Source organism: Candidatus Flexifilum breve, from assembly GCF_016713355.1.
This window is the reverse complement of the sequence record NZ_JADJPI010000037.1, coordinates 1,018,248-1,040,394: the sequence shown is the minus strand read 5'-3', so window position 1 is coordinate 1,040,394 and position 22,147 is coordinate 1,018,248. Positions and strand designations below refer to the sequence as shown.

Below are 22,147 nucleotides of genomic sequence, written 5' to 3'. Positions count from 1 at the left end.
CCGGTTGCCGTCACTGTGCTGATTACTTTTCGCACCTGATGGAGAGCAAAGAATCGACCGTTCGACGGCGGCTTAGAAGTCTGGCATAGAAGAAATCGGGCCGTGTCGCGGTAGTCGTGATGATGCGGGTCGGACAAGATCGGCAGGATGCGCAGCTCTGTGAACCGAGGATTGGAATACGTCCAACCTCCGAAAACCGTTCACACCGTACACAGATCCTGAGGGAAGAAGTGAAGAGTGTGTAGGGTGTGAACGGTTTTTCGCTTCCTTATATAGCACTACACTGGTAAAACATCGTACCGACGCATCATATCGAGAACTTCCTCCGGCTGGATCGCGTAGGTGACCCCATCATTTGCTCGGTTGCGCCGCCCTTCGTCCGCCAGATGCAAGCGCTTAATGATGTGGCCGATCCATTGCCCATCGCCCATCCGATCGGAGGTCTGACCAAGCAACCGGGCCACCCGCTCCCGCAGGTCATTCGCTTTGATCCACGTCAGTTGATTGCGTCCTCGAGTAAGCAATTCGAGCGCTTGCAGAACAGCCTCCTCCCGATCGCTGAGCGCCTTGCCTTCGCTAATCTGCTCATCCATCTCGGCGGTCGTCGCAATGGCTTCAAGTAGGCCCGAAACACCGCCCTGCTCCTCGAAGAACGCCGCTAGCGCGACGAGCGGCGACCAGAGTTCACCGGAACGGTTGTGCAGCGTATGTAACGTCGGACGCTCTGAGTAGTTGCTGTAGACCGTTTTGAAGTGGGTCAATGCGAGAGTATAAAGCTGATGTCGGAGCCCTGCCCCATCAAAGTCCGGCGGAAACGAGGGCATTTTCTTGTCGGTGCGGCGCATCGGAATGGCGATGCAGCGCGACGCGAGAATGTCTTCAAGACCCGCGATGGCTGCTAGGATTTTGGGTGAATAGACATCGAACGCCTGGGGCTTCATATCCTCGCCGATCAGGCGAATCGCCGGCATGCCCTGCTTATACCCGCTGTTGAGCAGCTGGCGGATCTGCTGCATGCCCGGGTCTTTGGGATTATGGTAGCGTTCGGCTTCGTCGATCCCGACCGTGCAGCTCGTGTAGTGGATGAGCCGAAACATCGACGGTCCAGTCGGGTCGGAAGTCGTCACCATGTTGAAGGCCAGTGGTTGCAGCACGCGCATCACCGTTGACTTCCCGCTGTTCTTCGGCCCGTTCAGCGCGAGATAGGGATATGCCGGGAACATGGTGTAGAAGTACGTCCCCATCGTCCACAGCGTCAGGATCGCACTTTCGACCGGCGAGCGAAAATCGACATAGCGCGTGAACAGGTCGTGCACAGCACGAAAGACCTGACCAGCATCGACCGTCTCGCCGTTGAGAAACTTCTGGATATCGCTAAAGCGCCAGCGCATGAGGAATTCGGAGCCTTCCGGCATCACCCGCAAAGCCACTTCATGCCCGTCCAGCTTGATGATCTGCGCATCACTCAAGCGCACCAGTTCACGAGATGAGGTCACCAGATACGGCTGCGTGTTGAGTCTCTTGTCCTTGGTACGTTCGACGACCGACACGGTGACGATGGCCACGTCGCGCTGAAAACCCAGTGCGGGCGAGAGCAGCGGAATGTCATCGCCGAGAATCTGCGGCAGATCATCATCTTCCGTATGTTCCTCTTGTTTACGAGCCGCGCGCATCAGGTCGTTGAAGGCGCGACCTTTCATACCCTGTTTTGCCAGCGCTGAACGGAACTCACTCAATTCCATTTCATCCAGATCGATGGCGTGGGTGAACAACGCCCGGATCGCATCCTTCTTTTCCAGACCATCGAGAAACGCGACCCGCTCGATCTCGGTCTGGAGCCACGTTTTCGCCTTATTGAGCACCGCCTGCACCTCCTCAGTACTACCTCCCTGCAACAGCCAGTCGTTGGCATCCTTTACACCAGTGGGCAACCGGGGAAGCAGCGCGGAATTGCCGAGCTGCCGCGCCAGCGCCTGATTCTTCTGCAGAGCATCCGGCGTGTTATCGAGCGCGACAAAGATGCGTCGATGCTTCCGCAGTGCCATCAGCTGATCATCCGAAACATACATCCCGGTTACCGCCAGCGCAGGAAAACCCCACTCGCCAAACGTGATGGCGTCCGCTTGCCCTTCGACCAGCACCAACTGATCTGCCTCTGGAGTGTAAAGGTGATTGCCATACGGACGGCGCTCCCCAATCAACTCGCGTGGTGGGTTGTAGTGCTGTTTCCCACTGACCGCCCGTCCGCTCAGATACCCCAAACGCCCCCGTTCCAGATGGGCGTAGACCAGCATCCCGGCGGGGAATTTGGCGATCACACTCCGCCACTTGTCGGCGAGGTTCAAGTCGGCAACCAGCTTCCGTTTGTCTGACGGCATGAACCCGAGCCGCGCATTCCGCACGGTCGCCAACTGCCACCCACGCGTCTTCGTCACATAGTCGAGCGCAGTCGGCGTACTCAGCAGCGCCTCGTGCAAGCGCTGGATGAGTTGGCGTTCCGCCCAACTCGGCGACTGGCGAAAGTCGCCCCCTCCTCAATGCGGATGCCAGCCCGCTGGGCCAGATAACGAGCAACTTCCATAAACATGGCGGCGTCGCGGTTGTTCCAGCTTGAACCATAATTAAGGAAGTGACGGCCGACAAAGTCGAACACATCTCCGTGTTCGCTGCGGGAATTCCAAAAATACAATCCGGTCTGTGGTGTCACCACCAAGCTGTCGTGTTCCACACTGGCCAACCGGGTGCCCTGCCGCTTGAGCGCGAACTTCTCACCAATCAGCTGTTCAATGGGGTTAGCGGAGCGAACCTGCTCCAGATCAATACTCATGGTTCTCTGTCTCCAGGCAACGTTGAAATGAACTCGTGTCAAAAAACACAGTTGAAAACGGCTCTTCAGTTGCATGCAGGGACAGGCTGTGATACATTGTGAGTGTCTAGGTCACATGTATATCACCGTCTGTCGCCCACATGCTGTCTTGCAGTGGGCCTTTTCTTTTCTAGGGCGGTGCACGACTCAGAATATTCATCATCAATCCTCCAATTTGTTCACCCGGGTGAACGATTTCAATCAGTCGTCAAGTAACGTTCAGCTTCACTGATAAATTTCCGCATCGCCTGAAGCCTGGCTTGTGCAATCGCAGAGTCTTTCTCCTGCTGCATCAAGGCGCGTGCTAATTCTTGTGGCGTGGTCGTGCTGATCGCGTGTGTCACCTTTGCCAACTTCAGAGCCGCAGGTGAGAACTTCTCAAATTCTTCCTGACTTGCGTCTGGCGCTTCACCTTCACAAAGTTCTTTCACCTGCTTGCTGGTTAGGTTGAAATCGATAATCTGCCGGACAATTTCGGCGTGATACTCGCTGGCGACAGGAATTACGTAGCGAAGTTTCTTCTCTTCGATGTCGTGACGGTCAGCCAGTTCAAGTGCTTCATCGGACAGGCGCAGCAACCCTTTGATATAGCTGAACTGTCCGCGCTTGATCCTACCCATCGCGCTCAAGATCATGTCGGTGTACTCACGTTTCGACCGCAGATCGAGATCGAGCGCTTGACGGTAGAAGTCGTTCCCAATTGCATAAGCTGGGATTTGGTACCCATGCACGGTTAGGAGCAGCAGGGCAGCTTGTCGAGCTAAGGCAACTGCGGTTAACCCGGAGCGAGCTGTGTTTTCTTTCGCCTGCCGGAAAACGGATGACTGCCGTTCGGGGATGATTATGCAGGGGATCATGCCATCGCCAGTATAGTTGGGGATGAAATCGCGGAGTAACCATGTCGCCCAATAGCGGCGCTCGCCCGTCTCAATCCGAAACAGCCTCGTTATACCTTGGGAGACATCCACAACGGTGAGCGGATTCACTTGACCGTCGTCGCGGATGGTCACCGCGAGATTGACCAGATCGTGCAACAGTTGTTCTTCGGGCGACAGGTTAACTGCGGTTTCTTCTTCGTGCTCGTCGTCCGCCTTGGGCAGCAGTTCGAGCACACTGTTGAACGGTCGGCCCCGCTGGCGCGCGGCGATCTGCACAATCTGCACCAGTTCGCGCAGTGCCTGCGTTGGCGTGACGTGGTTGTTGTGGAAACGGAGGTGAATAGCCTCTGGCAATACACGCCGCGGTTGCACCGGATCGGGGCGCACCATTTCCAGCAACAAACGCTCGACGCGGATGCTGTTATCTTGAAATGTCGCCTGACCGTCACCCATTAAATCAGTGGTTACCGAGGCCAGCAGTTCATCGATCCGGTTCGTGTTCCCCTTCCCCATCACGCACCCACCTTTGCCATGTAGCGCACCAGCGAACCAACAACTTGAATATAGGCACGACTAGCGGACGAGCGCGGATTGTAGGTGAAGAGACTCTGGTGGTTATGATGAGCATACGAGACCGCCTCGTTGACCGGGATCACGCCGAGCACCAGCTTGCCCAACACGGGATGCGCATTGATCTCGGATAATAAGTGATTGTGTCCGCGCACCCGGGTATCCATCTTGGTGACCAGCAGACCGCTCACGCGCAGGTTGGGATGCCGCCAGGCATCGCGAATGTCGTTGATCTTCTGGATGACACTGGTCAACCCGACCGTTTCCAGATAGCGCGGTTCAACCGGCACAATGGCATCCGTCGCCGCCAGTAAGCCCATCTCAGTTAGCAAGGAGAAGGAAGGGCGAGTGTCGATGACGACCGCCGCATACTGTCCTGCGATCTTGCTCAGCGGATCGGCGAGGCGATACGGCGCGCCAGCCACACCCATCAACCCCCGCTCCGCGCCTTCGAGCATTGGTGACGCCGGTAGCACATGGAGGTCTTCGTCCCACTGGCTCTGCACGATACAGTTCATAAGCGTCTGCGGCGCAGTCTGCCGATCCGCCATCAGGACGGTGTAGAGGCTGTCGTCCGCGCCATAGTCCTTGCGACCGGTCGTAACCAGCGAGGCATGCCCCTGTGAATCGGTATCAATCAGCAGCACGCGGCAGTTGGACGCATTGGCGCGCTTCAGCACCTGGGTAATGCCGAGCGCGATGTTGGTGGCAGATGTGCTTTTACCCACGCCCCTTTTGTGATTGGTGAAAACGAAACTGCGAGTCATGGCCATGTCCTCTCACACCCCAACCATTGGCAATTTCGCTGTCGCGGGCAAGGACCTCGCGGAGCTGTGGTACAGTGGTGTCCGGAAGTCTTGCTGGCACGGGCAGCGAGCTTCAAGATGACTGGGGGAGGACGGTTCCCTCTCCCACTCACCGTTCAAGCCGAATTACTCTAGGGTTGAGAGGCGCACCAGTTGTGCGTGGTATGGAGACTCAATACGTTGGAGGAAAATCGACCGATTTAGGCCGCAAGAAGGTTCGGATAAGTTCCTGTCTTTCCCGCTTCGCGGATCAGATGCCAGAGAACCGGTAAAGGTTCAACGGCGACGATCTCACCATGACGGATATACACCGTCTTCACCAGACGCTGCAAGATGAGTTTCTTCTCTTGCAGCGTTGCTTTTTTCCAGACCGGACGCAAAGTCGTGATCAACTCCGCGACGGTCGTTAGCTCAGACACACTCACGCCGCCAATCCTTGCCATCGCATCCAACTGCGCGCGCAGCTCTGCACGCTGCTCCAAGTATTCTTCCTGTGAAATATCGGCAAGTCTGAACAGTAACGCGAGATTGTCCAACTGCTTTTGGATTTTTGCCCGCTGGCGTTCGGCACTCATGTCAACAGCCACAGGCATGGCAGCGCGTCTATGTAGCCGTGCCCGCATATCATCCGAAAATTCCCAACTGCACAGCCAATCGCCAATCACAGCCTCCAGTTCCTCCGCACTGGCTGACTTGACCACTTCGCGGCACTGATGCCCTTTTTCCCGTGCTGGGTCACGATAAACAGGATTTCCGCGAAGCACATGTCCGTACAGAGCGGTACCACATTCTAGGCAATACAGCAGCCCGCCGAGCGGGTAAATTCGCCGTGCATTGTGTGGCGTCACGTTATGTTTGGCGGCGCGCCGTGCACGTGCGTTCTGGCAATCATCAAACATTGCTTGGCTAATTAGCGGTTCGTGGGCGTGTAGGGTGCGAAAACCGTATCCTCACGGGAAAGCTAGGCGACACGGCGATAATCGTGGATGAGACCATGCAAAATATCGCGCCGTTCGATCTGCCCTTGAGGAGTTTGAAATCGGCAGCGGGATCGGGGTGCGTTGTTCGATCCCCTGATGCGGGCGACCGCAATTGTAATAGTCAAGATACTCCGTAAGGACGTAGTGGAGGTGCCGCTGATCGAGAACAATAAGCCGGTCAAGGCATTCTTCGCGGACAGAACGGATCCAGCGCTCGGCAAATGCGTTGGCTTTCGGTGCGCGTACCGGTGTTTTGATGACCTCGATCGCTTCGGTTTCGAAAATTGCGTTGAAGACGGGCGTGTACTTGCTATCGCGATCGCGGATCAAGTAGCGTGCCGGATAGCCGGACTCCTCAAGCTGCCAGAGAACGTTTCGTGCTTGCTGGTTGACCCACGCGGAGGTCGGGTGTGCCGTAATGCCTGCGAGATGCACGCGCCGCGTTCCGCCATCAATGAAGAAGAACACATAGAGGGTCTGCAAGCGGAGCGTTTCCACGGTGAAGAAATCGCACGCTAGGAGTTGGTGGCGGTAGTGTTTTAGAAATGTCCGCCATGAGGTTGCTCGACGTTGCCGCTCTGGGGCGGGAGGAATGTTGTGCCGACGCAGGATGTCACGGAGGGTCGTTTCGCCGACCGTCACTCCCAGTTTTTTCAACTCTCCATGTAGTTTACCACCACCCCAACCGTTCTCGCGTACGAGGCGCAAGATCAACGCTTCCACCTCGGCATCGGTTCTTGGACGTCCACCTCGATTTCTCGGTGAGGCGTACGTCCATTTCTTTCGCACCAAATCGCGATGCCAGCGCAATACAGTATCTGGTTGGAACAGCAGCAGGAAGTTGCTGAGCCGTTCTTGTACAGGTTGCGCCGCCTGTTTGAGCTGCGCGACGAGGGCAGCGAACAGCAGTTTCTCGAAGCGCGAGAGAGTCGGTGCACGTTTCTGCCGACGGCGAACAACGGCGAGTTGCTGGCGCAGGAATAGGATTTCGAGGTCTTTCTGATCGAGCGGTTGCCGCACAATGCGTACGATATCGAGTAGGAAGGCAAGGAGTTGATAAAGGGAGTGCCAGAACATGAAGAGCAGTGACCAATTCGAGCGATGAAAGGCGATATCTTACCAGAGGAGATCGGTTTTTGGTCGAGCATACATGAGAACGGATAGGGTTTTCGCACCCTACAGGGTGGATAAGCCGACAAATCCATACCGACTACAATAAGTCCCTTTTCTCGGACTTATGACATGAGTCGGAGAATAATTCTCCCAAGACGCTTCTAGGTAACCAGCCCGGATTCGTGTCTTCGTGGTTACTGTCAGTAAGTATCGGCGAGTGAACGCACAATCAACTGTGCGTCTAAAGCCGCAGGCGTGATGGGCCGCGTTGGTGTAAGTTCCACCGTCCGCGTTTCCCCAGCGCGTAGGTGGAAAAAGTTATCCGTGAACTTAACTTGTCCGTCCTGCGCCGCGCACCACACCCACAACGCGGCTTTCTCGGCGCGGACTTGCAGCGTATAGTGCCCATCATCGTTTGCCTCCAGCGTCGTCGATAGCTGCGGGTCGACGAGTTTGAGGTGTTTGGGCCGCGTGAACAGCACGAGATTCTCGGTGACGATCTCCACGCCGACGCGCAATTTGAGCCAAACCAGGGCATCCCGCACGCCGGCCTGAGCCAGTGCTGCGTGTAGATCTAGCGTATGCACCAGCGCGCTGCCCCGGAGCGGCGTCGTCACCACCACCTCGCCGTCTTCGATGAGATTACCGGCCGCCGTAGTCAGGGCCCATTCAACCAACCCGGTGCGCGTATGACCAAGATCGTTGGTGACGTGAATGTCGACTGTCCCCTGCTCGGGATGTTCGACGCCCGAAATGAGGATCGGCGCGTAGAAGCGTTTGGCCAGATAGTGCAGCGCCTTCCAGCGACCGTGATAATCGAGGGAGGCCCAGCTCGGCGCTTCCCAGCAGTCGTTCAACTGCCAATAGAGCGTGCCCATCGTGCGGGGCATATTGCGCCGCCAGTGCTCGATGCCGTACTGCATGCCGATCCTGCAAAATCTGGCTCAGCCACAGCGCTTCCTCGTAGCCGCGCGGCAGACGAAACCAGTCCAGCAGGTACTGCATAATCGTCGTGTTGCCGATGCCGCTGCGCTGGCGGTATTCCATCACGTAGCTGGTGATATTGCGATCTTCCGGGAGCGTGACACCCTGCATCGTCGCCGGTTCAGGGAAGGATTGAAAGCCAAACTCGCTGATGAAGCGATGCTGCGCCGTGCGATACCATTCAAACGGCTGTTTGCCGTGCCACACTTCCCACAAATGCGCGTCGCCATTGGTCGGGTTATTAGTGTTCCGCCGCTCGCCCTGTGAGCTGTGCGGACTCGAGGGCCAGTAAGCCGTTAGCGGGTCGAACTGCTGCACCGCGTGTGGAATGACTTCATCGTACAGGGCGCTGTAGTCCGTCCAGCTCATGGTTTTGTCGGTCCACGTATCGCCCACCAAGCCGGACTCGATCTCGTTATTGCCACACCACAGCGCGAGACAGGCATGATGCCGCAGCCGCCGCACATTCTCCGCCGCTTCGACGCTCACATTCGCGCGAAAATCAGCGTCAAACCCGGGATGCGTCGCGCAGGCGAACATAAAATCCTGCCACACCGCAACCCCGTACTGATCGCACAGCGCGTAGAAATCGTCGGCTTCGTAATAGCCCCCGCCCCACACGCGCAGCATATTCATATTGGCGTCGACCGCGGAGCGAATCAGATCCTTGTAGCGGTCGTAGGTCATGCGCGCCGGGAAGACATCGGCGGGAATCCAGTTCGCGCCTTTGGCAAAGAACGGCACGCCGTTGATCACAAACTGGAACGACTCGCCCCACTCGTCGGCATGACGATCCAGTGTGAGCGTGCGCAAGCCGATACGCTTTTCGCTGGTATCCTGATAGGAGCGGTCAGCACCGAATAAATCGACGGTGACGGTGTACAGGGGCTGTTCGCCCATCCCGTTGATCCACCATAACTGGGGATCAGTGATGGTGAGGCGCGCTGTCGCGGTCTTCCCGCTGATTGGGACCTCACTGCCAGTCAGCGGCTCGTCACCCGTCCCGGACCACACGTTGATCTTCACGAAGTCACCCGGGGAGCAGCCATCTGCCACGGCAGTAATGGCCAGTTCGACCTGTCCATCCGCGTGCGCTTGCTGAATCTGCACATCGGTGAGGCGCGCGGCATAGCCCACCAGCCGAATATCGCGCCAGATCCCACTGGTCACCACGCGCGGTCCCCAATCCCAACCAAAATTGCAGGGTTCTTTGCGCAGCCAGCCGCCACCATGCACTTTGTCCGGCCCGATCCAAGCGGGCAGCGTGCGCTCTTGGTCGCGTTTCCACAGATAGTGCATCGGCGACGCGAAGTGGATGACGAGGGTATTGTCGCCCACCTGCAGCAGAGATTTGACATCGTATTCCCACGTACGGAACATGTTGTCCGCCGTGCCGAGGCACACATCATTCAGTGTGAGCGTCGTCAGCGTGTCAAGCCCGGCACACACCAGGTGTACACACGGCTGATCGAGTAGTTCCGGCGACATGGTGAACGTGCGGCGATACTGCCAATCGGTCTCGCCAATCCACAGCAGTTCGCCTTCGTGATCGCGATACAGCGGATCGGGAATCGCCCCCGCGCGCAGCAGGTCGAGGTGGACGCACCCCGGCACCTGAGCGGGTAACCACTCGCCAGTCCCAACACGGTTCAGTTCCCAAGCGCCATTCAGTGACAGGTGCTGGATCACGATCACTCCATTTCGTTACATCCGGTTCAAGTGCGCCGTTTCGGTGGCGCGACCGACTGCCGCTGGATCAAATCGATGGGCAGCACCGTCACCAGCGGCGGGGTCTCCGGGTTTTCGACCGCGCTCATGATCTGCCGCACGGCCAACGCGCCCATCTGTTCAGGATGCGTCCGCATCGCCGTCACATGCGGGGTGACGAGCGACGCCATATGCGAATCTTCCCCGATGATCGAAACGTCTTCAGGCACACGCAGTCCGGCTTCATTGAGCGCCCGAATTGCCCCCACAGCGACCAAATCACTCGCACAGAACAAAGCTGTGAACGCAATGCCATTGTCGAGCAAATGCTTGCAGGCGGCGTAGCCATCGTTCACATACAGCGCTCCCGCCCCCGTCAGCAGCAGATCCTCAAAGGGTAGCCCCGCGTCCCGCATCGCCTGCGCATAACCGAGCGCGCGACATTCAATCGAGTAGATCGGCGTGCCGCGCGGGCTGCGCACGGTGTTGCCGATGAAGGCGATCCGCTCATGACCGAGATCAAGCAGGTACTTGATGATCTGATACACGCCTTCGTAGTCGTCAGAAATAACCGCGTTGAGCGTGGTCCCACGCACCCGGCTGTCCACCAGCACAAACTGAATGTGCAAGTCCTCTAAGGCAGCCACGATCTCTGGGTCCCCATCACCGACCAGCAGTACCGACCGCAGCCCCATTTCGTTGAGCGCTGTGCGTAAACGGTCCGGGGAGTCGATCAAATCGCCAATCGCCCGGTACAGGATTTTGATCCCGTGGCGAGTCGCTTCCGCCTCCACGCCGCGCAAAATGCGAATCCAGAAATTCTGCTCGCCAGCATCGACCCCGGCGGTCAGCAGAAAGCCCAGTTCGGAAACAGTGCGGTTTTCCGGCTGCGCTTTGCTCCGCGCCGACTTACTAGCGAAGTAGCCCAGCTCAGTCGCCGCCTTCAGCACACGCTGCCGGTTCTCTTCGGTGACAGCCGGATGATTATTCAAGACACGCGACACCGTACCATGCGATACGTTGGCGGCGCGGGCAATGTCGCGCACGGTGACAGAGGAACCCATAAGTAACTCCTAAAATGAGCACATTCCCTCGACTCTGGACCGATGAGCGCTGAGAACGTTCCTGCACACCAGAGTCGAAATAATAAGTATAGCCAAACCCCGACACCTCACCACCTAGCCTAGCACCAATGGACACAGATGGACAAAAATCATACATCATCCATCACATTTGTCCATTTCTATGTAATCAGAACTGCTTGGTTTCGGCTGCCTTCATTCATTTTCAGCTTTTTCGAGTCTATTGACAGCCAAAATGAATCGTCGTAGATTCAGTCTAATGGATATTTTAGATTTGTCCATTAGACAAATTCCATTTTTCGAGGAGACTCTTATGCAGATCAGTAAACTCCGTTCCCTGTTCATCGTCACCCTGCTCGTTGGTCTGATGCTCGTGCTGGGTGGCACGCTGGTCAGTGCGCAGGCTGCCGTGCAGATTTGGGTTCCGTGGGGTGGGGCCGATGGCGACTACTACGCCGCCGCCGCCGCCGAGTACAGTGCCGCCACTGGCGTTCCGATTGAAGTGACTGTCGTCAGCGGTGCAGGCATCGCAGGCGAAAGCGCGGGCCGGTTGGCGACCGCCGTCAACAGCGGCGAAGCACCGGACGCCGTGATTTACTGGGGTGCGGGCGATATCCCCGGGCTCGTCACCGCGGGCACGATCCAGCCCCTCGCGCAGGAACAGTTGGACGCCGTCGGCATCACCCCCGATATCTTCCTGTCCGAAAACGTGTGGGCCGCTGGTCAGTATGATGGTCAGGTCTACGCCCTGCCCCAGTTGATGTATAACCGTGTTTTCTACTGGAACAAGGATCTTTTCGCCGCCGCTGGACTCGACCCCGAAGTGCCGCCGACGACGCTCGAAGAACTCGACGCGATGGCGCAGCAGTTGACCACGTTTGCCGCCGATGGCAGCATCGACGTGCTCGGCTTCCTGCCGTGGGCAGGTCAGGGCTACCCGGATGTGTGGACGGCGATTTTCGGCGGTTCATTCTGGGATGCCGACGCGCAGGCGATCAACCTCCAGAACCCAGCGCTCACCTCGGTCGTGCAGTGGTATGCCTCGTACGTTGAACAGTACGGCGCGGACGCGCTCACGAATTGGTCGGGCACGGTCGGTGAACTCGGCCAGTCGTCGGGCGGTGAACCTTTCGTCCTCGGCAAGCTGGCGATGGAAATCAACGGCAACTGGCACATCAATTTCGTGCGTCAGTTCAACCCGGAGCTCAACTTCGGCGTCGCGCCCATCCCACAGGCCCCCGGTGGCCAACCCAACGCGACGATGGTCGGCGCGAACATCTGGCTGTTCCCCTATGGCGCGGCGCAGGTTGACGAAGCCCTCAAGTTCATCGCGTGGCTGTATGAGCCGGAACGCGCCGCTGCCAACGCCGACGCGCTCGCGAACATCTCGCACATTGCGGCGGGTGCGGCTGCCCAGACGCTCAACGATGACACCTTCTTCGCCATTTCGATTGACCTCGCGTCCAGCCCCGCGGCTGTGTTCGCCCCGATTTTCCCGAATGGCAACCTGGTCGGCAACGCGCTCAACCCGCAGATCGACCTCGTCAAGCTCGGGCAGGCGACGCCGGAAGATGCGCTGGCTCAAGCGCAAGCCGATCTCGAATTCGCCATTCTGCAAGGTGGCGGCTGATCGGCCTTTAGCAGTGAACAAACAGCTCTAGCGACCGCCTCATCTCGGGTTCCCGCCCGGGTGAGGCGGTTTCATCCACAGAGATGCGTTTATTTCTGAAATAGCTTGTGAACAGGAAGTAATAGAGATGGTTCATGCGACGACTGGTCAGGCTTCACCGGCGCGGTTCTCCCTCCGCTTACTGCCGGAAAACCCCGTAGCGCGGCGGCGGTTGTTCATCGGTCTGGCGTTCATCACGCCGTGGCTGATCGGGTTTCTGGTCTTCATTCTGTACCCCTTCCTCGCCTCGATCTATTTCTCGATGACAGCCTATCATCTGCGGCCCAACGAAGTTCCCGAATGGGTCGGTCTGCAGAACTATCAACTGCTGTTCTCCATGGATCGCAAATTCCCGATCGCCATCATGAACACGGTGATCTACACGCTCATGGCCGCGCCAATCGGCATGATCCTCGCGCTCGGCCTCGCCCTGCTCTACCATCAAAATGTGTTTGGCCGTTCGTTGATGCGCGCGCTGATCTACGTGCCATTGATTGTGCCACCGGTCGCCAGCAGCATCCTCTGGATGTGGATTTTCAACCCGCAGATCGGTCTGCTCAACAGCCTGCTCGCCGTCATAGGCATTCAAGGGCCGGCGTGGCTCAATGATCCAGACTGGGTGAAAGCGGCACTGGTCATCATGGCCCAGTGGGGTGTCGGCGGTAACGTGATTCTGCTGCTGGCCGCGCTTGCCGACGTGCCGCGTCAGCTCTACGAGGCCGCTGAAATCGATGGCGCCGGGACATGGAGTAAATTCCGCAACGTCACGATCCCCATGATCTCGCCAACCCTGCTGTTCATCGGCATCATGAACGTGATCTACAGTCTCCAGTATTTCACCGAAGCCTATATCGTCTCAGGCGGGTCAGGTGGCCCGGCCAACGCCACGCTGTTCTACTCGCTCTACCTGTTCCAGCAAGCGTTTGTGAGCTTCAACATGGGTTACGCCTCGGCGATGGCGTGGATTCTGTTCATCGTGTCGCTGATCGTCACCGTCATCATCTTCCGGGTATCCTCGAATCGAGTGACTTATGACCGCGTCTAATGCCGCGCTCAATGCGCCTCTGAATTTCAGATCGGTTACCACGCGGAAAACCATCACCAAAGGCTGGTGGTTTCTCCTCGCGTGCGTGGTGACCGCCGCGTTTTCGCTGCCGCTCTACTGGTTGGTGATCACGGCGCTCAAGAGCGACGTTGAGGTCTTCCGCAACCCGCCAACGTGGTTCCCCTCGGTCGTCATGTGGCAGAACTTCCCCGACGCCGTTGCGGAAATCCCGTTCGTCAAGTACGTCACCAATTCGATGATTTACGCCACCCTCTCGTGTTTGGGCGCGGCCTTCTCTTCAACGCTCGTCGCGTATGGCTTCTCGAAGGTGCAGTGGCGCGGGCGCAACCTGGTCTTTGGGCTGGTGCTGGCGACGATGTTCCTGCCGGGGCAAGTGACCATGATCCCGACCTATATGGTTTGGCGCACGCTCAACCTGACCGGGACGATGTGGCCGCTCATCATTCCGAGTTTTCTGGGCAACGCCTATTACATCTTCCTCATGCGCCAGTTCATGCGCACCGTACCGGACGAACTGATCGACGCTGCCCGCATCGATGGATGCAGCGAGTTCGGCGTGCTACGGCGCATCATGCTGCCGCTCATCCGCCCCGCATTGGTGTTCGTCGTGCTCCAGCAGTTCCTCGGCGCATGGAAAGATTTCTTCGGCCCGCTGATCTACTTGCAGCGACAGGATCAGTTCACACTCTCGCTCGGTTTGCAGCAATTCCAGAGCGCCCACAACACGGATTACGCCCTGTTGATGGCCTGTTCGGCACTGTTCACGATTCCGCTGCTCGTGCTGTTCTTCTTTGGCCAGCGCTACTTCATCGAAGGCGTGACGCTGACGGGCTTGAAGGGGTAAGTCATGGCCGTTCAGCGCGCACCTGTGATCATCAAACCAAACGAACCCACCTTCGTCACCGCCCGCGACGGCAAACTGTGGCTGGAGGGCAGCGAGTATCGCTTTCTCGGTTTCGCCCTGCCCAACCTGCACCAGAACGAGAATCAGGTGCATCCCGACTATTCCAACCGTTTTCCGGACGAGTTCGAGATCCGCGACCTGCTGCTTTCGCTCGCGCAGATGGGCTGCCGCGTCGCGCGCATCTTCTGTCTGTCGCTCCACGCCGACATCGACGGCGACCTGCCGGTCTACGTGAACGCGGTCGGACAGTACAACGAAGACGCGTTCCGCACACTCGACAAAGTCTTTCAACTGGCCAACGAATACGGCATTCGCCTGATCTTCCCGTTTATCGACTCGCACAGCTTCCCCGGCTGGCGCGGCGTCGACGAATGGGCGGGCTGGAAAGGTCGAACTGGCGCTGAGTTCTGGACCGATCCGCTGTTCAAATCGGAATACCAAGCCCTACTCTACGACGTATTGCATCGGCGCAATGTCTATACCGGCACGCTCTACAAAGATGAACCCGCCGTCCTCGCATGGCAGTTGGGCAACGAGCTTGATAGTTGGGCGCAGGATCGCGGCTTGGATACGCAGGCATGGCTGCCCACGCTCACGACTTGGTCGATTGAGATGGCGCGCTTTCTCAAGAGCATCGACGCGAATCATCTGGTGATGGAAGCGGGCGGCAACCGCGACGCTTTCCTCACCGAACCCGCCATCGACGTGCTCAGCGATCACTATTACGAGTATTGGAGCCGAGTTTTTGGTCGTCCGTATGACTTGCGCGAGCAAAATCAGCGGGCATTGGCCCAAATCGCAGGGCGCAAACCCCTAATCGCCGATGAGTTCGGCATGGGCGAATACGCCAACCTCACCAATCTAATCGAGTCGATACTTGAGAACGGCACTTCGGGGGCGCTGCTGTGGAGTCTGCGCGGACATCGCCGTGATGGTGGCTTCTACTATCACAATGAGAACGGCAGCCACTATAACTCGTACCACTGGCCGGGCTTTCCCCTCGGCAACAGCTACGACGAATCCCCACTGCTCCAGCTCATGCGCCAACAGGCGTTTGCCATCCGCGGGCTGCCAGAGCCACCCGTCGAGCCACCCACTGAAGCCCCTATGTGGACAGCGCCCGCTACTCCGGACGGGTTAAACTGGCGGGGCGTCACCGGAGCGAGCCACTATCGCATTGAACGGGCGGAACAACCTGCTGGCGATTGGCTCGTTGTCGGCGAACAAGTGGTCGACGTAGTCATTCAGGACGTGCAGCCCTACGAAGCGTCGGGCGACGCTGTGCCGCCCGTGCTGTTTCGCGATCGAACAGCACTGCCCGGGATCAGCTATGCCTATCGCATCCGTGCCGAAAACGCCGCCGGCGTCGGCCCGTGGTCGTTCAACTGGTACGTAGGCTAGTGAGTGATTTATGGCGCGTGACCTGCCCTTAGGCCGCATCCCGTTCGGCGCGTGTATGGTGCGAAAACCACATCCGCACGGGAAAACTAGGCGACGCGGCGATAATCGTGGATGAGACCGTGCAAAATATCGCGCCGTTCGATCTGTCCCCGAGGGTTTGAAATCGGCAGCGGGATCGGGGTGCGTTGTTCGATCCCCTGATGCGGGCGGGCACAATTGTAATAGTCAAGATACCCGGTAAGGACGTAGTGGAGGTGCCGCTGATCAAGGATGATGAGCCGGTCAAGGCATTCTTCGCGGACAGAGCGGATCCAACGCTCGGCAAACGCGTTGGCTTTCGGGGCACGTACCGGTGTTTTGATGACGTCGATCCCTTCGGTTTCGAAGATGGCGTTGAAGCCGTGCACATACTTGCTATCACGATCGCGGATCAAGTAGCGTGCCGGATAACCTGACTCCTCAAGCTGCCAGAGAAAATTTCGTGCTTGCTGATTGACCCAAGCGGAGGTCGGGTGTGCCGTGATGCCTGCGAGCTGCACGCGGCGGGTTCCGACTTCCATGAAGAAGAACACGTAGAGGGTCTGCAAGCGGAGCGTTTCAACGGTGAAGAAATCGCACGCGAGGAGTTGGTGACGATAGTGTTTTAGAAATGTACGCCATGAGGTGGCTCGACGTTGCCGTTCTGGGGCGGGAGGAATGCCGTGCCGCCGTAGGATATCACGAAGGGTCGTTTCGCCAATGGTCACCCCCAGCTTTTTCAACTCTCCGTGCAATTTGCCGCCACCCCAACCGTTCTCGCGTGCGAGGCGCAAGATCAACCCTTCCACCTCCGCATCGGTTCTGGGGCGTCCTCCTCGGTTTCTCGCGGAGGAATACGTCCATTTCTTGCGCACGAGGTCACGGTGCCACCGCATCAGGGTGTCTGGTTGGAACAGCAGCAGGAAAGTACTCAGTTGCTCGCGAACGGGCTGCCCCGTCTGTTTGAGACGGGTAACGAGGGTGGCGAACAAGAACTTTTCGACAGGCGAGAGCGACGGTCCCCGTTTCTGACGACGGCGAACAACGGCAAGCTGTTGGCGCAGGAACAGGATTTCGAGATCTTTCTGATCGAGTGGTTGCCGAACAACATGCAGAACGTCGAGCAGAAAGGCTGTGAGCTGGTGAAGCGAATACCAAAACATGGAGTGCGATGACCAAGTTGAGAGATTGGAACGGCTATTTTAACAAACGAAATCCCTTCTTGGTCGAGAGCAGCTGAGACTGAATAGGGTTTTCGCACCATACAGTATGGTCTGGCCGTCGGTCTCAATTCGTGCATGCCACTTGTCATGCTGGTAGGTCACGCCTTTGAAACCGGTCGAATTGTTCTTGAATACGCCCCGATTCCACGAGTTCTGCTGTGGGGTGAGCAGGCGCAAGTTGGCCCGCGTATTGTTCAGCTTGTCCCGGTCAATGTGATCGACTACCAGCGGACGCGTGGGCAGCATGATGTCGCAATGCATAGAAATCAAGAGCTCTTTGCCGGAAACCGTGAAACTGCGTACGGCGTAGCCTTTGGAGCTGAGCCGCCAGCGCCAGAGGTTGAGCCACACAAAGTCGGCATCATCGACCAACGCAAATTGGCCTTTGGTCAGGGGAATAGATTGGGTCATGGGGATTGTTCCTTGAGGGAATTGAGACTTAAATTGCGGAGAACTAAAGGGGATTGAAATACCACGACTACAGAAGTCTGCAATCGGAGTTTCGTTCAGGACTATTCTAGCAGTGGATTAAATGTAAGTCGCCTAGTTCAGGGACTAATTTCTCGAACGAGCTTGCCTATCGTTCGAGAATCTGTTCAAGATGTCGACACCTCACTTGGTGATGATACTCGTAAGCATGTCATACCACTTTTGCAGGTTATGTCGCTGCACAAGTTCCTCTGTCCGTTGAAGATGAAATGAGGCCATGTTGGTATCGCCAAGGCGTTCGTAGAAACGAGATTGGCACAGACGAGCACGAACTTCATGAGAAACAATACCGAGATCGATGGTGCGGATCAGTCCGTCGGAGATTTGCGACTTTACCTCGGATGTCGGGCCATCAATCATTAGCAGCGCATATCCCCAAGGCTCTGCGAGGAAGTGCTGCTAAATGGCACGCCGAATTGTGCCAACCAGCGATCCAAGAAACGCCCCGCCTGAGCAAAATGCTCAGCAGCTTTGGCATAATCCTTGTGACCGACTAGTTCTGCATAGCCCAAGGCTTCTTGTCGTGTCCCCTCAATCCATTCAATGTCGGCAGTCACAGACTCGCACTCTTGGAGAAATCCTGTAATCGTCTCCTGATCTTGCGATGATCCAGAATGACAGGCAATCATTGCCTGAATCGCTCGAATCATGACACTGGCATCCCGAATGCCGATTGCGGATTGGCGTTCGTCACTGGGGGTCGCAGTGTCAAGAATCGTCAGCGCCTGTTTGGTATATTGCAGAGCGCGTTCAATATTGCCAGAGACCATACTGGGGATGGCACACCCATCCCCCATATAGAGAGCTTCCTCAACTGCTCCCAGATAGCCGTCATAGATACCAGTCTGTTGACTGCTGAGACTAGTCAACCGGATCTTGTAGAAACCGTCGATATACCATCCATGCATGGAATAGCGGATGAGTTCCGAAATGCAGGGGATGTCCGCCTTATCAATGCCCATCTCAAAATACGCTCTACAATCATGCTAGATCGACTGAGGAGACGGCGACGCTGATCGACATTGATGCTGGTATCAAAGGCTATCTTCAGCGGACCTGAATAGATATGCCAGTTCGTCCCACGATCCAGCACATAGTTTTCTAGCTGGGCTACGAGGTCTTCAGCAGCAGCTTTGACCTCATGGACGCCGCGTGACAGACGGTCGATGAAAAGAAGCTCGGGCACGCGGTATGGTGCAATTCGTTCACAAGTTGCGACAATTGCAGCAGCAGTCTTGGGCGCAATCTGCGTATGTTTTCCCCTGCGCCAATTACGAGTAGTGCTTTCCGACACGTCGAATCGTTGTGCCATTACCCGATCCGTTTGCAGCAAGCTTGCGCCTGCCTTCAGGTCCTGCGTGTCATAGAGCACCGCCGCTAAAGTGTCGTAGAAACGCCGCGCAAGAGCCATCTTACCACCCTAACTGCTCAAGAAATCCATTTGCTGTCATCATAGCACCCCGTGCAGATGACCAATTCATGCCAATTCATTCATACTTAGCAGATGAAAGACGCGCAGCTCCTCGAAATCAACATCACCGCCAGTTGCCACGAGACGTAATGCGGTCGTATCCAGTTCCCGAGGCAACCGTGCTGCTAACGCATAGCGGTCGTTGACGAACATTTCGACCATATCCTTTTCAATCAGGATGCGCATCTGAATACGGCCTGGTTCCACCGAAACTGGCAGATTCGCATACTGAATGGGAGCAGTCCACAGGGTGCCAATCGAAAGTAGCTGATCGTGCAGATCGATACCTGGCTTCGTAGTGGTCGTTCAAGCGTAAGGCAACAATCCTTGTATCGGTAGAGGGGGTAAAAACAATATCAACATCGACTCGCGCGTCTAAGTCCCCCAGATCAAGCAGGCCATCTCCATCCGACGCACGATAATGGAATCCATCCTCTACTGACCAGCTTCCACTGATAGCGGTCACATGAGTCGTGGCACTGTCAAACAACAGACTACCGCGCACGGCTGCCGCAAACGCGGGTTCAAGCCGCACGCCTAGTTCCCCATTCGGCAATGGGTAGATCTCACGCGGAAATGCGAGATGACCACCCCACGTATAATGACCGTGGGTTTGCTCGGTCGTCAATGGAATCCAGCCGAACAAGAGCCAGCGTTCACCATCAAATCCAACATTCGCCGCCTGCAAATGCTGACCGTCAAGGCTGTCTGTGAGCGCAGCCGTCCAAGGCCCACTCGGAGCGTCACTCATCCAATAGGAAGGTTTACCAACCTCCGTACCCGTGTGGATGCTGGCAAGGAGATACCATTTTTCGTCTATACTGAAAATCTGCGGCACTTCCGGCTCACGCATATTCCCCGTAAAAAACAGATCCCCGCGTCCCTCCCAATGCTCTAGATCAGGCGAAGAGGCGTAACCCACTGCACCATTTGTGGCATCATCATAACCTTTGACTTTGCAGGTCATGACACACCAGTATTGACCCTCCACTTCGTTCCAAAATACGTAGGGATCGCGCTGCTGTGAGTAGCGCGCATACTGAGCGAGGACACGGAAGGAATTCGGCGCAAAACGCCAATCCATCAGGTTGTCGCTCACATGACTGTGCATATTGTTCGCCGTCCAACCGTGATAGGTACGAAAAACTTGATTAATGTCGTCGCGAAATACACCCAAAACAAAATAGGGCGCAATTTCAGGCGACTCGTCAGTAGGTGGTTCGTGGGTGATGGGAACTTGCTGCCAGTGAATCAGATCGGTCGATGTCATCAGCTTGGAATAGAAGCCGGGCGCAAGGTAATACATGTTCCACGTCCCGTCAAAGAAGAATGGGTGAACATCGCCAACGATATGATCTGGATGTATGTAGTGCAGCATCTCTCCATTCCTTAATTGCGTCCCAAGCGGTCTGACAAGTTCTGGCATCATTGAAACCACAGCGCCTACTCCCAGCAGCTTGAGGGCTGCTCTTCGGCTGAGCTTCATTCCGGTACGCCTTTGAGTTCCGTTCGGCTGAATGATGCCGCCCCTTCAGCCACAAAGACCCCAAAATCGCCAGTCCGATGCTCATAACCACGTACGCTCAGAGCGATCTCGTCGTTCACGTAAGCGACAATCACTGTCCCTTCAACAAACATACGCAACTGCACAGGCTTCGCACTGTCGAGCAGCAACGGTCGCTCGATAATCGGCGGCTCATCTCCCGGACGAGGTGAGCGTTCAAACAGAACGCATTGACGCCCCGGTTCGAGGCGCAGCATGTAGTAGTGATCGATTGACTCATCTGAGCGCAGCAAAAGTCCACAGCCGCGCGTATTGTCTGAGAACCGGATGGTTGTTTCGATCAAGCACGAGCCAGGCATGTGTCCCATTCGACACCAAGCAAAGCTGTCGGTTGCTTCGGCGGACGCGTCACCATTATGAAGCGTCCACTCGCCTACTTCTGGCTGAGGGTTGATGGCAATCGTTCGGTTGAAATGCCCGAATAACTCGACTGGAGGACAGACGGTAAGCACGCCATCAGACTGCTGCTGAAGCTCGTGCACCACTAGGTTGCCACCCCAGTTCCAACTCCCCGTATCTTCCTCGTTCGTCCGTGAAGGAATCCACCCGAAGGCAAACCGGCGCATCCCATCTGATGCCGTTTTAGCGGCGTAGAACGCGCGTCCATCGAAGCTATCATTCGTCGGCGCTGTCCACGGCCCTTCCAACGACGTAGACATACGATAGTGCGTGATCATCCGCTCGGAGAAAGTCGAATAGACGAGATACCAGTAATCGCCCATACGGAAGAGATCAGGGCATTCATGCGTGAAATAGAGCCCCGGCTCCCAGAAAGGATCTCGAATTTCCCAATGTATCAGGTCTTTCGAGGCACACAAGACCGTGATCCCACGTCGATTATTCGCGCCGTGTTTGACGCGCGCCGCCAACAGCATCCAATGTTCCTGAGTATCCTCGTTCCAGAAGATAAACGGATCACGCCAGTCATGCAGCTCGTAGCGGTCGGTATCCGCATAGAGAATTGGATTAGCGGGGTCTTTTTCCCAGTGAATCAGGTCTCGACTGGTCGCATGCATGACCGCCTGTTCCGGCTTACCTGCTTTACGAAAATGCGGGTTATGCCCGGTGTAGAAGATGTGAAATAGCCCCTGATGCTCGTAAACACAACCGGTAAAAATGTATAAGTCCTGTTCCAGCTCCGTGCCGCGCGGGATCGCTTCGCCGTGGTCGGTGAAGTGAATGAAATCACGCGTTGACAGGTGAAACCATGGCGTTCCCTCGCCGTGATTCGCTTTGTCACGGTAATCCTTCAGGTAGAACAGGTGATATTCTCCATTCCAATAAAACGGAATGAAGTCTCCCGTCCATCCATCGGTAGGCTTATAGTAGACTGGCATGAATGATTCAACCTTTCCA

21 protein-coding genes are annotated in these 22,147 nt (G+C 56.6%); 4 read left to right on the top strand and 17 right to left on the bottom strand.

The genetic code is table 11. The features are described from left to right. Nucleotides 1-278: 278 nt before the first annotated feature. The 9 genes from IPK17_RS35495 to IPK17_RS35455 all read right to left on the bottom strand — a co-directional run bounded on the left by IPK17_RS35495 (nucleotide 279) and on the right by IPK17_RS35455 (nucleotide 10,968). Nucleotides 279-2,477 (bottom strand): hypothetical protein, encoded by a 2,199-nt coding sequence (locus IPK17_RS35495; RefSeq protein ID WP_343422449.1) that lies wholly within the window; start codon nucleotides 2,475-2,477, stop codon nucleotides 279-281. Then, nucleotides 2,459-2,827, bottom strand: coding sequence for a hypothetical protein (locus tag IPK17_RS35490; protein WP_343422448.1), 369 nt, complete (start codon nucleotides 2,825-2,827; stop codon nucleotides 2,459-2,461). The genes IPK17_RS35495 and IPK17_RS35490 overlap by 19 nt, the downstream gene beginning before the upstream one ends. A 236-nt stretch (nucleotides 2,828-3,063) precedes the next feature. Then, the gene (locus IPK17_RS35485) at nucleotides 3,064-4,257 is read right to left on the bottom strand and encodes a ParB/RepB/Spo0J family partition protein (protein WP_343422447.1); all 1,194 of its coding nucleotides are present in this window, start codon (nucleotides 4,255-4,257) and stop codon (nucleotides 3,064-3,066) included. Next, nucleotides 4,257-5,081, bottom strand: a complete 825-nt coding sequence (locus tag IPK17_RS35480) for a ParA family protein (RefSeq protein WP_343422446.1) — start codon at nucleotides 5,079-5,081, stop codon at nucleotides 4,257-4,259. Before IPK17_RS35480 ends, IPK17_RS35485 begins: the two co-directional genes overlap by 1 nt. A gap of 239 nt (nucleotides 5,082-5,320) precedes the next feature. Further along, the gene (locus tag IPK17_RS35475; RefSeq protein ID WP_343422445.1) at nucleotides 5,321-6,019 is read right to left on the bottom strand and encodes a recombinase zinc ribbon domain-containing protein; all 699 of its coding nucleotides are present in this window, start codon (nucleotides 6,017-6,019) and stop codon (nucleotides 5,321-5,323) included. Nucleotides 6,020-6,070: 51 nt separating this feature from the next. Further along, a complete protein-coding gene (locus IPK17_RS35470; RefSeq protein ID WP_343422444.1) occupies nucleotides 6,071-7,177 on the bottom strand; it encodes an integrase core domain-containing protein in 1,107 nt (368 codons plus the stop codon). 236 nt (nucleotides 7,178-7,413) lie between these two features. After that, nucleotides 7,414-7,890 carry a glycoside hydrolase family 2 protein gene (locus IPK17_RS35465; RefSeq protein ID WP_343422443.1) on the bottom strand — a complete coding sequence of 159 codons (477 nt, stop codon included), beginning with the start codon at nucleotides 7,888-7,890 and terminating at the stop codon, nucleotides 7,414-7,416. Further along, nucleotides 7,883-9,886, bottom strand: a complete 2,004-nt coding sequence (locus IPK17_RS35460) for a glycoside hydrolase family 2 protein (protein WP_343422442.1) — start codon at nucleotides 9,884-9,886, stop codon at nucleotides 7,883-7,885. Before IPK17_RS35460 ends, IPK17_RS35465 begins: the two co-directional genes overlap by 8 nt. 26 nt (nucleotides 9,887-9,912) lie before the next feature. After that, complete coding sequence (locus IPK17_RS35455) at nucleotides 9,913-10,968, bottom strand: LacI family DNA-binding transcriptional regulator (protein ID WP_343422441.1); 1,056 nt, start codon at nucleotides 10,966-10,968, stop codon at nucleotides 9,913-9,915. A 331-nt stretch (nucleotides 10,969-11,299) separates the two neighbouring features. On the opposite strand from IPK17_RS35455, the gene IPK17_RS35450 reads away from it, so the two are divergent. The 4 genes from IPK17_RS35450 to IPK17_RS35435 all read left to right on the top strand — a co-directional run bounded on the left by IPK17_RS35450 (nucleotide 11,300) and on the right by IPK17_RS35435 (nucleotide 16,026). Continuing rightward, nucleotides 11,300-12,616 carry an extracellular solute-binding protein gene (locus IPK17_RS35450; RefSeq protein WP_343422440.1) on the top strand — a complete coding sequence of 439 codons (1,317 nt, stop codon included), beginning with the start codon at nucleotides 11,300-11,302 and terminating at the stop codon, nucleotides 12,614-12,616. A gap of 127 nt (nucleotides 12,617-12,743) precedes the next feature. Continuing rightward, a complete protein-coding gene (locus IPK17_RS35445; RefSeq protein WP_343422439.1) occupies nucleotides 12,744-13,700 on the top strand; it encodes a carbohydrate ABC transporter permease in 957 nt (318 codons plus the stop codon). Next, nucleotides 13,687-14,565 (top strand): carbohydrate ABC transporter permease, encoded by an 879-nt coding sequence (locus IPK17_RS35440; protein ID WP_343422438.1) that lies wholly within the window; start codon nucleotides 13,687-13,689, stop codon nucleotides 14,563-14,565. The genes IPK17_RS35445 and IPK17_RS35440 overlap by 14 nt, the downstream gene beginning before the upstream one ends. Before the next feature lie 3 nt (nucleotides 14,566-14,568). Continuing rightward, nucleotides 14,569-16,026 carry a glycoside hydrolase 5 family protein gene (locus IPK17_RS35435; RefSeq protein WP_343422437.1) on the top strand — a complete coding sequence of 486 codons (1,458 nt, stop codon included), beginning with the start codon at nucleotides 14,569-14,571 and terminating at the stop codon, nucleotides 16,024-16,026. Nucleotides 16,027-16,112: 86 nt separating this feature from the next. On the opposite strand, the gene IPK17_RS35430 is transcribed toward IPK17_RS35435, so the two are convergent. From IPK17_RS35430 to IPK17_RS35395, 8 genes are all read right to left on the bottom strand, one after another. Then, the gene (locus tag IPK17_RS35430) at nucleotides 16,113-17,207 is read right to left on the bottom strand and encodes an integrase core domain-containing protein (RefSeq protein ID WP_343422436.1); all 1,095 of its coding nucleotides are present in this window, start codon (nucleotides 17,205-17,207) and stop codon (nucleotides 16,113-16,115) included. Between the two features lie 39 nt (nucleotides 17,208-17,246). After that, nucleotides 17,247-17,678 (bottom strand): HNH endonuclease, encoded by a 432-nt coding sequence (locus IPK17_RS35425; RefSeq protein WP_343422435.1) that lies wholly within the window; start codon nucleotides 17,676-17,678, stop codon nucleotides 17,247-17,249. Between the two features lie 201 nt (nucleotides 17,679-17,879). Beyond that, the gene (locus IPK17_RS35420; protein WP_343422434.1) at nucleotides 17,880-18,116 is read right to left on the bottom strand and encodes a hypothetical protein; all 237 of its coding nucleotides are present in this window, start codon (nucleotides 18,114-18,116) and stop codon (nucleotides 17,880-17,882) included. After that, the gene (locus IPK17_RS35415; RefSeq protein WP_343422433.1) at nucleotides 18,116-18,718 is read right to left on the bottom strand and encodes a hypothetical protein; all 603 of its coding nucleotides are present in this window, start codon (nucleotides 18,716-18,718) and stop codon (nucleotides 18,116-18,118) included. The genes IPK17_RS35420 and IPK17_RS35415 overlap by 1 nt, the downstream gene beginning before the upstream one ends. Continuing rightward, complete coding sequence (locus IPK17_RS35410) at nucleotides 18,622-19,167, bottom strand: hypothetical protein (RefSeq protein ID WP_343422432.1); 546 nt, start codon at nucleotides 19,165-19,167, stop codon at nucleotides 18,622-18,624. Before IPK17_RS35410 ends, IPK17_RS35415 begins: the two co-directional genes overlap by 97 nt. 66 nt (nucleotides 19,168-19,233) lie before the next feature. After that, complete coding sequence (locus tag IPK17_RS35405) at nucleotides 19,234-19,413, bottom strand: GH32 C-terminal domain-containing protein (protein WP_343422431.1); 180 nt, start codon at nucleotides 19,411-19,413, stop codon at nucleotides 19,234-19,236. Next, nucleotides 19,397-20,713 (bottom strand): glycoside hydrolase family protein, encoded by a 1,317-nt coding sequence (locus tag IPK17_RS35400; RefSeq protein WP_343422430.1) that lies wholly within the window; start codon nucleotides 20,711-20,713, stop codon nucleotides 19,397-19,399. The genes IPK17_RS35405 and IPK17_RS35400 overlap by 17 nt, the downstream gene beginning before the upstream one ends. After that, nucleotides 20,710-22,128 carry a family 43 glycosylhydrolase gene (locus IPK17_RS35395; protein ID WP_343422429.1) on the bottom strand — a complete coding sequence of 473 codons (1,419 nt, stop codon included), beginning with the start codon at nucleotides 22,126-22,128 and terminating at the stop codon, nucleotides 20,710-20,712. The genes IPK17_RS35400 and IPK17_RS35395 overlap by 4 nt, the downstream gene beginning before the upstream one ends. Nucleotides 22,129-22,147: the final 19 nt, after the last annotated feature.